Below are 15,145 nucleotides of genomic sequence, written 5' to 3'. Positions count from 1 at the left end.
TTGCTCAAAGTCTCGCCTCCCGTTTGCCGAGATAGGCTTCGACGACCTCCGGGCTGCGTACCACCTCTGCCGGACTTCCCGAGGCGATGATGGCGCCGTGATTGAGGATCATCAGGCGTTCGGACACGTTCAGGAGAAGCGGCAGGACGTGTTCGATGAGCACGACCGTGATGCCGCGTCGGTGCACGCTAAATATCAGGTCGGAGAGGCCAGATATTTCGGGCCTGGTGAGGCCGGCGGCAGGCTCATCGAGGAGGAGCACCTTAGGTCGCCCCGCGATTGCAGAGGCAATCATCAACTGCTTGCGCTCGAAGACCGAGAGGTCGGAGGCGGCTTTCGACCGTCGGTCAACCGCCAGCGATACGTCGTCCAGCGCCTGTTCGGCGGCCTCCCTTGCTTCCATCGAGGTCATCCGGGCGCAATAAGCGGCACTTGCATAAACATTCTCTCGCGCGCTCAGCGTTGCAAACTCTGCATCTTTCTGAAAGGTGCGAAGGATGCCGGCGCGGCTGATCTGGTGCGGGCTCAGCCGATGGATCGGCTTGCCGGAAAGGAGCACCTCGCCTTCGCTTGGGGGAAATGGAATCCCGGTGATGACGTTGAAGAGAGTGCTCTTGCCGCTGCCGTTCGGGCCGGCAATGCCGAAGATCTCACCCTTGCGAATCGAGAACGAGACATTGTCGATAGCGACCAAGGCACCGAAGCGTCTGCTCACCTGACGTATCTCAAGCAGCGGCTTGTCATCACTGAGGTCTGGCATCGTGTGCTCTTCGCTCGTCGCGGAAAAAGGGATCAACGACTACGCGGCGATGCCGCGCGGCCGCAAAGGTGCCGGTCGGGCTATTGTCGCATCCATGGAGGCATACGGAACTCTCCGTCCGCATACTGCCTCGGGTAAAACAGAACCCGTTTGCCGTCCCAAATCTGGAAGAACTGAATTGGAATTGAATTGTCGCCCTGGTCCGCAAGATGCGTCTTCGGATCAAAGGAGAGCTTGCCACTGACGATCTGTTTGCGGGTATCGCCAATGGCCTTGCCGATAGCGAGCCGTTTGGCCGGATCTCCCACCCTGGCGAGGGCGTCGGCATAAACCATGACCTCCTCATAGAGCGCCGGCCCATAGGTACCCGGCTCGTGGCCATATTTGTCCTGATATTTCTTGATCACTTCGGCAGCCCGCGGGTTCGCGGGCGTATTCAGCGTGCCGCCCAGCAGGTTATAGACGACGCCCGTGGCCTGCTTGCCCGTCAACTTCAAAAATTCGGGGACCGAAGGTGCATACTGGATGAAGACGAGGCTGTCCGTCGGCTGCTCCAGGAACTGGGTCAAGAACTTCCCGGCATTGCCCGGCTGATAGTCCGTGTTGATGATGACGGCTGGATTATCCTGACGAACTTTAGCAAGAAACGTTCGCCAGTTGTCGATCTCACCGAACGGCAGAAGGTCTGCCGACGTTACGGTCCAGCCGGCATCTTCGAAACTCTTCTTCAGCCCGTTCATGATGGTCTTCGAATAGGGATTGTCCGAAGAGATCAGGGCGACCTTCGTATTCCGCAGCTTGAGCTTGCCATCTGCAAGAAGGCCCTTAACCACCGGCACCATGGCCGTATTGTATTCATCCAGGGACGGGGCCATTGACCAGACAGTCGGGAACTTGTCCGGATGGGGCGCGATGATGTCCCGCGTCTGAGCCGAATTCGCCCAGATCAGGTAGGGCATCTCCTGCTCGGCCATGGTCTCGATTTCGAAATTGCTGCCGCTGGCGTAGCCGGTGAGGATGGCGTTCAGGTCACGATCACCCGCCAGGCGTTCGATCGCACTGGTCACGGCATCGGCGGACTGGTTCTGGGTGTCGCCTACGACAACCTGCAGCCTGTAGCCTGCTACCCCGCCAGCTGCATTGAGTTCGTCAACGGCGAGCCTGGCGCCGTCGATCATTTCGTTTCCATCCGCAGCTGAGTTACCGGTCAGCGGCGCGAGGACACCGATCTTGGCGATTCTATCAGCTGAATGGGCAGGCGCCGCCGCGGCGAGCGCAGCGAGGACCAGACTGGTCCAAAGACTAGCAAAGTTCATGGTAGCACTCCTCTTTCACTGCACTGGTTCACTGCATTTGCGATCAATCACTTGATTCCACACCAATCGATGATTCCGGCGGCTAGCGTTTTGGTTGTCTCCTCCAGCGAAACAATGTCCACGTACTCGTCGGCGCCGTGGAAACCATCGCCCGTTGCTCCGCAGATGACAGCATCAACTCCCGCGCCGGCGTAGTGCGCGGCATCGACGACGGCAATCATTCCCGAGATCTTCGGCTTGCCGCCAAGTTGGGTTCGACGCTGCAAGAGCGATTGCACGAGCGGGTGATCTGGCGCGGTATCCATAGGCGGGAAATGCAGGCCACCGAGCTCCCACTGGACCTTGATCGGATTCTTCTGCAACCAGAGATCCTGCTGACAGAAGTGATGCACGAAGGCTTCGAACTCGGACCGGATCTCTTCCTTCGTCTGGTTGGGCAAGAATTTGTAGTCGAGGTCGATGACCGCCACATCCGGAATGATGGCGGGATTCGTCATGATGAGCGGCAAACCGTCCGGCCCAAGCCCGGCGCCAGCACGCATTGCTCCGACATTGATCGTATTCATGCCGGGCGGCAGCAATGGATGCTGACGAGCGCGGCACCTCGAATATTCGAAATTCCTGAGGGCTTCCAGAAAACGACCTGCGATATCGATCGCATTCACAGCTGGCCGCAGCCGCTCAGGTGCGTCGCGCTGCGGCCAGATCTCGTTGTAGCGCCACGCCGAATGGCCTTGGCGGCCCGTGATGGTGATGCGTATCCATTCCAGACCGCCTTCGCAGATCTGGATATCGCCCATCGTCAGTTCGGTGATGATCGCCGCCTTGGCAAGATAGCCGCGCTTGACAGCGTCTATCGCACCAAAGCCGCCAGCTTCTTCATCGACCACCGAATGGAGAGCGACACGTCCCTCAAGTTCGATACCTGCCGCCCTGATGCCGCGGATGGCAGCAATGGCAGCTGCGACGCCGCTCTTCATGTCGATGGCACCACGCCCGTAAAGCCTGCCATGCTTGATCTCACCCCCGAAGGGATCAACCGTCCAGGTGCCGGCCTCGCCGACAGGCACCACATCGATATGGCCGCACAAGAGCAGGCTACGCTCTTCCGAGCCAGCGAGCTGACCGATGACGTTTGGCCGGTCCGGAAAGACGTCCCACCGGTCAATCGACATACCAAGTGACGTCAGTTCCGATTCGATCAGGTCCTGGACGGCGCTCTCGCGGTTCTGGTCTGGATCATTGACGAACTTCGGATTGACTGAAGGAATCCGGACAAGCCTTTGAGTGAGCTCAGTCGTATAACTCCGCTCGCGGTCGATCGCGCTCCAGGCGGCCTTCACTGCAGCGTCTAGTTTGCCCATTTGAAATTCTCCCTAACTCTTGCATAGACTATCGCTTAGCAATGGCAGCCGGTCTCGTTGGTCTGCGTGTCTGGCGGGCCACGCGGAAATGCCGCTTGGCCGCAACGCTATTGCTTCATCCAGAGCGGCATGCGGAATTCGCCATCAGAATGCTACTTCGGAGAAGACAGGACCCGCTTGCCGTCACCGACCTGCTAGAACCGAATGTGCGGGAGCTATTGGTCGGCTGCTCGATAAACCGGGTCAGAGACTTCGCCGCGTGGCCGGCCCTTGGGGCAGTATTTATGACCACTGCCTGGTTATCCAGGCGGACCTTGATGAGGAACGTTCGCCAGTCGCTGATTTCGCCGGTCGGCAGAACGTCGGCAGATGTGGCTGTCCGGCCGTCTTCCTCGAAGCTCTTTTTCAATCCATTGATGATCGACTTCGAGTAAGGATTGTCGGTGGAGATCAGAGCGACCTGCTTGTTTTGCAGCTTCGACTTGCCGCTCTTTTCCAGACTGTGCAGCACTGGAATCATCGCCGTCTTGTAGGCGTCATAGGAAGTGTTGGACGACCAGATGGTCGGGAACTTGTCCGGATGGGGCGCAATGATCGTGCGCGTCGAATCCATGCTGGTGTAGAGCAGGTACGGCATATCCCGCTCGGCCATCAACTTGATCTGAAAAATGCTATAGTCCGCATATCCGTTTATGACGGCATTGAGGTCCGGGTCGTTCGTCAGGCGCTGGACGGCGCAGGTTACCGGCTCCCGTGACATGTTCTGCCTGTCGCCCAGGACGACCTGAGGCTTGTAGCCGGCAACGCCCCCGGCTGCATCGCTTTCGTCGACGGCGAGCCTGGCGCCATCCACCATTCCGAGGCCGTCGCCGGCGCTGGCGCCAGCGAGCGGCGCAATCACCCCGATCTTCTCGGCAGCATGGGCTGGGTTGGTCGCAATCAGAGCGGCAAACCCCAGACGCACCCAAAGACCAGAAAATTGAATGACCACAGTCGTATTTCCCTCTCCTTGATGGTATCTGCTGAACCTCTTTGAGCGGGAGCAATCGATGATCGCGGCCGCCGCGTTTTGGTTCAGGCGGCCGCACCTGAGCCGCAAAGACTGGCGATTGACTCGCTCTTGTTCACTTATCCCGCGCACCTTCCGATCTCGCCGAGCAGCGCGTCTGTGCCGACTTGGCGACAATACCCCTTGAGCGCTCGCAGAGTGTTGTCGTGACGGTCCTGGCTATATGTGGCGCAGGCATCTGGCACGAGCGTCACGAGGTAGCCGAGATCGCAGGCGTCACGCACCGCAGATTCCACGCATTGGTCCGTGACAAGTCCAGCCAACACCAGCTGCTTTACGCCGAGATTGCGCAGCAGGTAATCGACGTGGGTGGACACAAAGACACTCGAGGACGATTTCGGCAGCACGATTTCATCGTCGCCGGGCGCAATCTCGTCGATAACCTTCCCGTCCCACGAGCCCTTTGGGACATTGAAGCCGCTGATCTTGTAATCGAGGCTGCGATCGCGACCATTCTTGGTAAGACTCTCGATCGTGGTGTAAAGAACTTCTATGCCTGCGCTACGAAACGCCCCCTGCAGCCGCTGCATGTTGGGGATTGCAAGGTTCTTCAAGCGATCGAAATAGTAGCCGTACTTGTCGGCAAACTCGGCGTCTGACACATCCTTGAACTCGCCGCCATCGCGTCGCGCGCAAAAGTTCTGCACGTCGATGAACAACAGCGCCGACACGTTCGGATTGAGCGGCACCTCGCGTGTCGTGGGGAAATCAATCGTTGACATGATCTTTCTCTCGCGCATCGATCAGCCCCTGGGCGATCAAGCTCGCCCATCGGTGCTGTCCCTCGGGATCGCCAATCAAATCGTTACGAATTTCAAGCAGGAGGTGCAGCAGGCCGCGCCCCTCCCCATGCACTGGGATCGTGTAGTCGCCCTGATCGTCGACGACATACGGCTCGTTGTGCGCACAGATCGTCCCCGGGTTGCGCTCCTGAAAGGAGCCGAGGAAACGCCCGGCAAAGCGACGGTCACGGTTGGAGAGCACACCGAGTTGCCAGGGGCGTCCGGGCCCTCCTGCCAGCCGTCGCGTAAAACTGTGCACCGCGACCAGGACCGCCCGCGAGCCGGCCATCGCGCGACCATCTAGAAAAAGCGCCACTTCCCGATGGAATGGCTCGTGAATCTCCGCATAACGCTGCCGGCGCTCATGTTCCGCAAGATTCAGATTGCCCGGGACAACTGTCCCATCGCTCACCTCCGGAATGCAGTCGGGCGCGTTAAACGGACGATTGCAGTCGACCACCAGCCGACTATAGCGCTGCAGGAAAAGCGGAGCATCGAGTAGATCCGCAAGTCGACGGGCCACACCTTCGGCGCCGATATCGTAGGCAATGTGCCCAAGCGTTTCGGCCGCGCGCAGACCAAGGTTGTCGAGCCGCCCTGGAACAGCGGTCCCGGCGTGCTCGCAAACCAGCACAAAGTCGGCACGCCCGCTGGCATTTACCAGTTCAACCGGGCGCGGGTCTAACGGCGAAAGCACATTTGGCACGGTTTCTGGGTCCTGCAACACGTCACCCGAAGCTGGTAATGGCACACATCGCCATACCGAGTTCCCCAAAAGAACGAAATTCGTACATCAAAGTCAATTATTTTATTCGGTTTGACATATTTTTTTCATAGGCCTATTGCCGGAACGCGGCTTTTTCCGAGCCGGATTGCTCAGGTTAGGTTGCGTGACACGGCAAGAGACAACAGGGCGCGCTGCGCCAGCAAACCCCGCAACCGGGCGCAGAGCCGGTCGGACCGGCGTTCGGCCGCGTCTGAACTTTCAATCAATGAAGAAGATGGCGAGCAGCGCCTCAGCACAGGCTGGCTGGTTCGACGGCACCGTCACGAAGACTTCGCCGAAAGCCGGAGGCTCGCTCGCAACTGCTCATCCCACTTACCGACTGCGCGAGAGCATCTGCCCCGGCCTGCCCACACGGAGCACGCGCGAGGCGCGAGCAGTCAGTATTTGCGCTTCTATTTTGTGCCCATCGCCGACACTGCCAGCTTCCGGGAATTGGCCAGCGCACTCGCTTCAAGACATGACCGGACGGGCGAAAGGCGCACCGGTACGCCTCAACGTACCGGCTGGTCCACGGGTAGGACTGAAGAACATGACCGACGCACCGTGGAGCCGTCCTTGGAAACACGACGAGGAGCACAGCAGAAGGACGCGTATCGCCCGAAGCTCAGGTCAGCAGGCTTTCTCAGATCGGGACGGAGGACAAGTAATGCTGAAAAAGGCAAAAACTTTCGACGAGGTTCGAAATGGGTATCGGTGGAATATCCCCGATTACTACAATATCGGTGCCGACATATGCGACAGGTGGGCCGATAAAGAGCCTGGTCGATTGGCGATCATCGACGTAGAGCCTGGAAAATCCACTCGCGAATACAGCTTCGCCGACTTGAAGGCAATGTCCAACCGGCTGGCCAACGCCTTGAGCGCGCGCGGCATTGGCCGGCGTGCCGGCGAGATGGGCGACCGGGTTGGTGTTATGCTGCCTCAGCGCTTCGAGACAGCAGTGGCGCATGTTGCGCTCGCAAAACTCGCATGCATCTCGATCCCGCTATTTACACTGTTTGGACCCGATGCCCTTCTACATCGCCTGGCAGACTCCGGCGCAAGAGCAATCGTAACGGACGCCTCAGGCGTCGAGCGAATAAAGCCTCTTCTTCAACAGCTCACCGCATTGGAGCTGATCATCTGCGTCGACGGCGCGATTGGACCGGCCAGAAGTTTCGCTGCACTTTGCGCGGCAGAATCACCTGCCTTCGAACCTGCATCGACGCTCGCGGATGATCCAGCAATTCTAATCTACACGTCAGGCACCACGGGGAACCCTAAAGGCGCCCTTCACGCCCACAGGGTTCTGTTGGGACATCTTCCGGGGGTCGAATTGAGCCACGAATTTCTCCCTCAGGCCGGAGATCGTTTCTGGACTCCTGCAGACTGGGCATGGATTGGCGGTCTACTCGATGTGCTCATGCCGGCGCTTCATCATGGCATCCCGGTTGTCGCCTGCCGGTTTGCTAAATTCACCGCAGAGGCGGCTTTCGACCTGATCAAAACCTGCCGAATACGCAACGCCTTTCTGCCTCCCACGGCTTTGAAGATGATGAAGCTCTTGCCCCAGACCGAAACGCCTGAGGTGCGCCTTCGCTCGGTGGTAAGCGGCGGCGAACCGCTAGGTGCAGAATTGATCGAATGGGGGCGCACGACGCTAGGGGTTACGATCAATGAATTTTATGGCCAGACCGAGTGCAACATGGTGGTTTCTTCCTGTGCAGCGCTAGAGCCCCCCTTGCCGGGGACAATGGGCCGGCCCGTGCCCGGCCATGTTGTTGATGTAATCGATGCCGCGACCGGGATTCGCCAACCTGAGGAGACGGAAGGCGCCCTTGCGGTATTATGCCCCGATCCCGTGATGTTCCTAGGCTATTGGCAAAATTTCGAAGCGACCCGCGAAAAATTCGTAGAAGGGCCGGATGGGAATTGGCTTCTCACGGGTGACCAGGGGGTACGCGATGCTGAGGGACGGCTTCGCTTTGTCGGACGCAATGATGATGTCATTGGCTCCGCCGGCTACAGGATTGGCCCTGCAGAAGTGGAGGATTGCCTGCTTGCGCACCAAGCTGTCCGTATTGCCGGGGTTGTCGCCAAGCCGGATCCGCTCCGGGGTGGGGTCGTTGCCGCATATGTCGTGCTTAAAGATGGATATGTTGGATCAGATGCATTGGCCGACGACATTGCAAGTTTCGTCAAGTCACGCCTGGCAGCGCACGAATATCCGCGTGTGGTACGATTTATTGATGAGATGCCCTTAACAACCACGGGCAAAATTATTCGTGGCGCTCTGCGCAAGATGGCGCAGGATGAGGCTGCAGCAGAGCATGTCGCAGCGAATCCATGAGAGCCGCAGAGCGATTCCTCTGCTCAAAATGGCCCCAATTGCGAGAATTACTTTCGAAAGCGAGCCTTAATAAGCGGGGGACATAATCCGGGCGAATTAAAGCAGGCCCTGAGCTCGAACGTAATGGCCGTCGCCCCAAGATGACCTAGGTTCTTTCAAACCTTCGCAATCGCATGGAATGACAAGCTTCTCAAATCCACCGCATCATCGGCGCGTCCACATTCTCACTTTCCCTCGAAAACGGGGATGGATCTGACGCAGGGAGCTGTGCACAACCTGACGAAGGAAACGTTCCGCGCCCAACCGGCGTGATGCTCGGCCTGCGCCCTAAAAGGGTGAAGCGGCACCGGATCGGACAAAAATTTCATCGCTGCTCAGTGATGCAGGTTAGATGAGGACCGAAATGATGGCCAGTACGGGTCCAATCCTTTGCGATAGCCGGAATAGCGCGAGCGCCGCAATCCCTAACGTCTTGTTCAGGTGGGCCCAGGAGGAGACCGCCGACCGGGCTGGTCGTCAAAAAACTAAATTGCCATCGCGTGTCGCTCTAGCCACAAATGGCGAAACGCTGACGGGGATCAGTGATGAAGCTGTCGCGGAGCCATCAGTATAGGCTCGTCCGCGCGAACTGAGGCCTAAACTGACAATCGCGGCGACAATCTTCCATCGTTAGCTGATGGTGCAAGCCTTAACAGGACGATGCGGTCGGCACCGGGCCGCTTCTCTCGACGACAAGACACAGCAACGCCGGCAGGGGTCATGGGCCCGGCTGGACTCCGGCGAGGTGATCAATGTCACGAGGCGTTGCATGCCCCTGATACGACGAACACGGCATCGAAAGATGCCTCGGCCAGTGGCACGTGCTGTGCAGTGCATTTGTTGCCTGGGACTTTCAGTGTCCCGATTCAGGAACAAAGCGTGGACGTGTTTTCCTGACGAATGTCGTCTTTGCTCGGGACATCGGGGGCGATTTCGCAACAGGTCAAGGTAGGAGGAACTATTGAGCCACGAATTAGCTCCGCAACAGTCCCGGTTCTTTGTTCGAATGGGGACCACCGGCTGGATGGTTTATGATCGAGAACGCAAGGGGCCGGCACTGTTAAAGGATCACAGCTTGGCCGAGAAGCTGTCCAAGGAACAGGCCGAACAAATAAAGCAGGCACTTGTTGATGGTTCGATTGACTGATCAACATGATCCCTTGAGGTGAGCCTTCGATTCGGAAAATGAAAGTCTACCCTAGGGATCGTCTTCAGATCGACCGCCATAATGGTTATGGCTAAAGAGCCCGGGCGGTTGTTATCCTGCCTTGAAGCGCGCGTTGCATGCGGATAGCAATCAACGACTTCATCTTTAGCGTCGTGGGTTGAAATCATCGCGCCAGAAGGAGGCCTTGAACGCAGCTTGCAGAGTGTCTGCCGACAAAGGCGCAATCCAGGGCAGTCGCCCTAACCAACGCACCCGTCCAATCTCGCAAATTGCTCTCACAGCATCCGAATTCTTTTCTCCAACGAAAGCGACTCCAAGAATGTCGATGTGACGCCTTCGCAGCGCCTCTATGGACAGCAGTGAACAATTGACCGCGCCCAGCGTTGTGCTCGCACAGAGCACGACAGGAAGTCGCCATCGCTCCAAGAGGTCAATGTAAAGCGAGCCGCAATTCAGCGGCTCCATTAGTGCGCCGGTACCCTCGATCACGAGCGGCTGCCCTCCGGTGTCCGGCACGTCCAGCGCATCTGTGTTGATGCGAACCTCGTCAATCTCCGCGGAGTGGAGCCAAGCTGCCGTTTGCAGTCGGTAGCGCTCAGGCACGATGCGATGCGACGGAAGATTGCCAAGCCGAGCGACGCGCTCTGTGTCCGTTTCTCCTTCGAGGCCGGCTTGTATCGGTTTCCAAAACTTCGCACCGAGGAGATTGACGAGTCCTGCGCAGAACACCGTCTTTCCGATGCCGGCGCTTGTACCGGTCACCACAATCCGCTGCTGGCTCATTGAGCTTGGCCTCTTGTCTCCCACCGCAGTGTACGCACCCCGTGCTCCACTATTTTCAGTGTCAGTTCACAAACGTGCGCCAGGCGTAAAGCCCGCCTCGCGCTTGGGAAGATCGGCGGTCTACGTTGGGCGTACGACCCAACCTTTCAGCGAGTCCAGCAAAAGGCTGCTCAGCGCGCTTTCGACCATTTTTTTCTTTCTCAACTCCAAGCAGCGCACAATCATGCAAGACGCCGATGGCGTTTGTTGCCGACGCCACTGGCCTGAAAAGGCCTGCTCCGCATGGCCACCTGATAGATTGACCATAGAAGTTTCGCGTGCGGACCATCGCGCTTCCCTGAGTTGCGTGTCATGCGTTCTGACAGGTCAAGATTGTTTTTCGGCGCACAAATACCGTCCGGATCGGACGAAGGCGTTCACGTCCCGCACGATGTATCCTAATAGACGCAGAACTGTACGTTTCGTACAGCAACGATCAGTGACTGAGTTCAATGGTACGGCGCAGTCGAGCTTCGCATCCTCAGGCCGCGCAAGGGTCCTACTTTCTGGAGCCGCGCCGCATGGCCGCGAAGGCGCTTACCGACGTGGTACAGGAGGCCTTACGTGCACGGCTTTTCGACCCACTCAGTGGACGATGAGGTGCAGGCGATGGGTATGACCGGCATCTCCAAGAGCCAGGTCTCGCGCTTGTGCGCGGAGATCGACGACAAGGTGAAGGCCTTCCTCGGCGGCCCGATCGAGGGCGACTGGCCGTATCTGTGGATCGACGCCACCTACGTGAAGGTGCGCCAGCAGGACCGCATCGTCTCGGTCGCGGTGATTGTCGCGGTGGGCGTCAGCAGTGACGGCCGGCGCGAAGTGCTCGGCATGGACATTGGTCCATCCGAGGCCGAGACGTTCTGGACGGCATTCCTACGCAAGCTCGCCCGCCGCGGCCGCGCGGCGTCAAGCTGGTCGTCTCCGACGCCTAAAGGGCATCAAAGCCATCGTCGCCAAGGTGCTCAACGCCAGCTGGCAGCGCTGCCGCGTCCACTCCACGCGCAACCCGCTGGCGCATGCCGGCAAGAGCGGCCGGCGCATCGTCTCTGCCTTCGCCACCGCGTTTGACCTGGATGATGCCCAGACCGCACGAGCGCAGTGGCGAAAGGTCGCCCTCCACCTCCGTCCCAAGTGCCCAAGGTTGCCGACTTCCCCAACGAAACGGAGCCTGATGTGCTCGCCTACATAACGTTCCCGCCCCAGCATCGGACGAAGCTCAGCAGACCGCAGACTCGATCCGGAGCCGGCTTTGAAGTTCGGCATATCGCGAACGCAATTATCGCACCGGAGGTATATGTGCCGGCAGGACCAGAAAGCGTCGGCATGTCGAGCTCAACAGCGACACGTTGCCGCGCGTTCTCGTGAATCAAATCTACTGCAAGGAACTGTCGAAGACGATCGACAAGCATGTCTTCATTGATCGTCTGAAGTACGTGAAACCAGCCAACGATTTGTGAGGGCTAGATGCTTTGATTCAGTTTTGACCGGCGGCGTCATCGAACGTTCCGAGCACCGCGACGATCGACGTAGCAGCGATGTCAGCTTTCATCCTGATTTCCGCGCGGCGGAGCAAGATCCGTATGGGTTTATCGGAAAGCATGCCGGCTCATGGTCCCGCCTGAATGCGCTGGCGCACGAGCCGCCTGCGGGATCCCAACTCGCCGGTCAGCTCGCCGCCGATCTGAACGTCGGCCAACTGACTCATTTCGGACAGCTGCGCGCACACTTTGTGGCCGCTCCTGCCCCTTGTCGCGGCTCACGGTCCAGCTTGCTCGACCCGCGATTCGCGCCCCCTCATCGGCAGCATATCGTCCAGCGCCTGATCAATATCATTGCAGATGACCGATTTGCCGCCATCGCGCGCGATCGACGATTGCGCGATGCGCCGCATGAACTCCTTGATGAAGGCGGCGCTAACGCCCTCGCTCTGTCGCACGGCTTCATTGACAACAGCCTCAGTGAATGGCAGGCGTTTGCCATAGAGCCGCACCAGCTTGTCGCGGCCATGAGCATCAGGTAAAGGCACCTCGATGACCTGGTCGATCCGACCAGGCCGCGCCGCGAGCGCGCCCTCGAGCTCTTCCAGTCGGTTGGTGGTAAGTAAGAACAGGATGTCGGCGTCCTCCTTCAGCCCATCCATTTCATTGAGCAGCTTGTTGAGCAGCAGTTCTTCGCGCAAATCTCGCATCTCTTTGCGGTCGCGCGCGATCAGATCGACGTCCTCGATCACCACTAATGCCGGCTGCAACAGCCGGGCGAGGTTCATATATATACCGAGCGCACCGACCTCCTCGGCTGCCATTATTAGAGTGGTCTGATCAGCCAGGTTGGTTGCGAGGTATCGGATCGTGTGGGTCTTGCCGGTGCCGGGCGGGCCATAAAGCAAGATGCCCTTGCGTGTCGATTGGCCGAGCCGGCGCAGCGCATCGCGCATTCCTACAAAGCTCAATACATTTCCATCGAGCAGTTTGAGCACCTTTTCGGGCAGGATCACGTCCGCGCGGTCTACCCGGGGCCAACGATGCACCGTAACGCCGCTCGAACGGCCGCTGTAATTCGGATCGCTCTCGAGGGACAGGATCTTGCCGCGGTACGATCCGGCGGATTGTACCGCTCTCTCCAGTTCAACGAAGCAGTGCTGCGCGAAAGACTCGCCGGCCGCGCCGGCGGGCACCGCGACCTCAATGTGCATCATCTCCTCTGGGTTTGTCCCGCATTGTTGCGCTTGCTCGCGGTAATAGAACAGCACGACAGCGTAACGAAACTCGTTCGCCTCGGATAGCCACAGCCCATTGTGCAGGCATTTGACTGGCGTAGCCTCGCCGATGTCGATCTCGCGGTATTGTGGCGACGCCAGCAAGACGGCATCGTCTCCGGCGCGCCGGAGCTCCGCGAATGACAGCTTCTCCAAAACCCATCGCTCGTGCAGGCCAAAGAAGCGGACCGGCGAAGCGAACAGCTTGTCGATTGCGATCTGGATGTCCGCGCGCATGTGGCCGGGAAATTGCCGCTGCATAGTCACGAGGCCGTTCGGCGGGATATCAGCGAAATGCCAGGCAACCGCGTCACGGGCCCATTGGAACTGGATCTCGGACGGATCTGGCGCCTCGGTTTCGCCAGCAGGTTCGGAGGTGATTTGCAACGTATGTCCTTCAGCTCGAATTTGTTTCTGCGCCGCATCGAAGAGCGCCTTTGCAACTGACGGTGGGAAGGGACCGCACGCGGCCCTTGTCCTGCCGTTCGATCAACATGGAAAGGGCGTAGGCATCGCGCTGGTGTCTACCGAACACCTTTCGGAATAGATCCACCACGAAACCGCGCGGCGTCTTACCGCCATCTTGAAAAACCAGCTGTACTTGATGATCCATTTGAAGTTTCTAATATGAGTGAAACGGTTTGCCGTTGGCCTTACTTCGCCTGATGCGCTCCATTCGTCGCACGGTTGCTAGAGGAACTTGCGCTTTGCCGTCCAGGCGCCATTCAGCCGCATGGACTGCCGGCGAACTCATTGGCGGCTCACGGTGCGCCCCATCAAGGCCGGCGTCGATTGGGCCGAATGGCGCAATCGACTGCGATAGCCAAGTAAGGACACGCAGGCCCCAGCGGACCAAACGCACAATCGCGTCGTGGACCTGGGCGACGGCACCTTTCGGCTTTGTCAGTATCCTCACAGTTGTGCTCTCTCCTACAGTCCTTACGCGCCCGTGTTGGTGTAAAGGACGAATGATGTCACTGCTTGTCATCCAGCCTCTCTCGTTTCCGGATCTTTCAGCAAATTGCATGCCGGCCGCGAAAACGACTCTCAAACTGTTCTTTGCAGGAGACTCGGTACCTGCCCAGAAGCATGAACTTCGCTTCTTGAAGCTCGCCAGTTGCCAAATTAGCGAGCGGAAATTCACACGCATCGCGGTCCTGCCAACGGCACTACTAGCCACCTCTCCGGCCGGACTGCTCGCAACCGCCCCCCTTTCGATAAGCGCTATAATACTTGGGCTGCGCCTCATCACTGCTGATGTGGCGGATAGTAGGGGGCATGGGGCCGCGGCAATCAAGAAGAGCTAGCAGTATCGGCAGACGCGGTGCCGAATAATGCACCGACAGCTGCGGCATTTTGGTACTTTGTGCTGAACATCGCCAGCATTCGGGAGTGCGCTGAGAGGCACGCCACCCTCAAGGCGTTTGCGCGGCAATGCGAGAGTGCATACGCCGGGGGGACGAGAGTCGACAAGCGACATCCGGATTAAGGCGGGATTGCGCCAAGATGTCACCGGACAACCTTCCTGTCGTGTCTGGGCGGAGCTGCCGAACCAATTCGGTGGCGGCTGTGCAGTAAAAATCAACACGCACGCAAAGCGCGAGATCACATCAGCGCAGGCGGAACGAGCGAGCGGGCACCTCGAGAAGGAACGGATTTTGGACGAGTGCGGCGTTACGGGACGGCGTCGTCAGCACGCGATCTGAGCACTGTCGGGATTCGATGCCACGGCGACGGCGCCGGAGCTGCCGAGCTTCCATTCGCGTTGCACTAATTGTGCTATGTAACGCCTCTGACCGGCTCTGCAGTAAGCGGCTTGTCGCGATGATCCCGTTCCGGATCTCGATCTGCTGTTCAATTCATCCCACACCTCCTCTCGCATTAAGGCGTCCTTCTTGATGTGTCGAGCGATCAACGTCTGCCTCTGGCCATATTAAGCGTGTCAGGATCAACT

12 protein-coding genes and 2 pseudogenes are annotated in these 15,145 nt (G+C 58.7%); 5 read left to right on the top strand and 9 right to left on the bottom strand.

Annotation, left to right across the window (positions count from 1 at the left end; all coding sequences use genetic code 11):
- Positions 1 to 4: 4 nt before the first annotated feature.
- From GGD67_RS13370 to GGD67_RS13345, 6 genes are all read right to left on the bottom strand, one after another.
- Positions 5 to 760 carry an ABC transporter ATP-binding protein gene (locus GGD67_RS13370; RefSeq protein ID WP_179733351.1) on the bottom strand — a complete coding sequence of 252 codons (756 nt, stop codon included), beginning with the start codon at positions 758 to 760 and terminating at the stop codon, positions 5 to 7.
- Between the two features lie 80 nt (positions 761 to 840).
- Positions 841 to 2,076 carry an ABC transporter substrate-binding protein gene (locus GGD67_RS13365; RefSeq protein WP_179733348.1) on the bottom strand — a complete coding sequence of 412 codons (1,236 nt, stop codon included), beginning with the start codon at positions 2,074 to 2,076 and terminating at the stop codon, positions 841 to 843.
- A 47-nt stretch (positions 2,077 to 2,123) separates the two neighbouring features.
- Positions 2,124 to 3,440 (bottom strand): M20 family metallopeptidase, encoded by a 1,317-nt coding sequence (locus GGD67_RS13360; protein WP_179733346.1) that lies wholly within the window; start codon positions 3,438 to 3,440, stop codon positions 2,124 to 2,126.
- 115 nt (positions 3,441 to 3,555) lie between these two features.
- The gene (locus GGD67_RS13355) at positions 3,556 to 4,431 is read right to left on the bottom strand and encodes an ABC transporter substrate-binding protein (protein ID WP_179733344.1); all 876 of its coding nucleotides are present in this window, start codon (positions 4,429 to 4,431) and stop codon (positions 3,556 to 3,558) included.
- A 137-nt stretch (positions 4,432 to 4,568) separates the two neighbouring features.
- A complete protein-coding gene (locus tag GGD67_RS13350) occupies positions 4,569 to 5,231 on the bottom strand; it encodes an isochorismatase family cysteine hydrolase (RefSeq protein ID WP_179733342.1) in 663 nt (220 codons plus the stop codon).
- Positions 5,218 to 6,015: an N-formylglutamate amidohydrolase gene (locus GGD67_RS13345; protein WP_210286456.1), complete on the bottom strand. Its 798-nt coding sequence runs from the start codon at positions 6,013 to 6,015 to the stop codon at positions 5,218 to 5,220. Before GGD67_RS13345 ends, GGD67_RS13350 begins: the two co-directional genes overlap by 14 nt.
- A gap of 709 nt (positions 6,016 to 6,724) precedes the next feature.
- Here GGD67_RS13345 and GGD67_RS13340 point away from each other — a divergent pair.
- Entirely contained in the window at positions 6,725 to 8,407 is a 1,683-nt protein-coding gene (locus GGD67_RS13340; RefSeq protein WP_179733339.1) for an AMP-binding protein, read from the top strand.
- Positions 8,408 to 9,407: 1,000 nt separating this feature from the next.
- Entirely contained in the window at positions 9,408 to 9,593 is a 186-nt protein-coding gene (locus GGD67_RS13335) for a hypothetical protein (RefSeq protein WP_179733065.1), read from the top strand.
- A gap of 165 nt (positions 9,594 to 9,758) precedes the next feature.
- On the opposite strand, the gene GGD67_RS13330 is transcribed toward GGD67_RS13335, so the two are convergent.
- Positions 9,759 to 10,397 carry a dethiobiotin synthase gene (locus GGD67_RS13330; RefSeq protein ID WP_179733337.1) on the bottom strand — a complete coding sequence of 213 codons (639 nt, stop codon included), beginning with the start codon at positions 10,395 to 10,397 and terminating at the stop codon, positions 9,759 to 9,761.
- 507 nt (positions 10,398 to 10,904) lie between these two features.
- On the opposite strand from GGD67_RS13330, the pseudogene GGD67_RS39910 reads away from it, so the two are divergent.
- From GGD67_RS39910 to GGD67_RS39265, 3 genes and pseudogenes are all read left to right on the top strand, one after another.
- Positions 10,905 to 11,504: pseudogene (locus GGD67_RS39910) on the top strand (transposase); the annotation flags it as partial.
- On the top strand, positions 11,395 to 11,625 hold the full coding sequence (locus tag GGD67_RS39700) for a transposase (protein ID WP_312013681.1): 231 nt from the start codon (positions 11,395 to 11,397) through the stop codon (positions 11,623 to 11,625). The pseudogene GGD67_RS39910 and the gene GGD67_RS39700, both read left to right, overlap by 110 nt.
- A 36-nt stretch (positions 11,626 to 11,661) precedes the next feature.
- Positions 11,662 to 11,866 (top strand): annotated as a pseudogene (locus GGD67_RS39265) (RNA polymerase sigma-54 factor); the annotation flags it as partial.
- 44 nt (positions 11,867 to 11,910) lie between these two features.
- Here the strand turns inward: GGD67_RS39265 and GGD67_RS39695 are convergent.
- Both GGD67_RS39695 and GGD67_RS13320 read right to left on the bottom strand, forming a co-directional pair.
- Positions 11,911 to 12,036: a hypothetical protein gene (locus GGD67_RS39695; RefSeq protein WP_283814110.1), complete on the bottom strand. Its 126-nt coding sequence runs from the start codon at positions 12,034 to 12,036 to the stop codon at positions 11,911 to 11,913.
- Between the two features lie 156 nt (positions 12,037 to 12,192).
- Positions 12,193 to 13,578, bottom strand: a complete 1,386-nt coding sequence (locus GGD67_RS13320) for an AAA family ATPase (RefSeq protein ID WP_246790777.1) — start codon at positions 13,576 to 13,578, stop codon at positions 12,193 to 12,195.
- Between the last annotated feature and the right edge of the window lie 1,567 nt (positions 13,579 to 15,145).

This window comes from Bradyrhizobium sp. IAR9 (genome assembly GCF_013408065.1).
Classification (GTDB): Bacteria; Pseudomonadota; Alphaproteobacteria; order Rhizobiales; family Xanthobacteraceae; genus Bradyrhizobium.
This window is presented reverse-complemented; position numbering and strand designations above follow the sequence as displayed.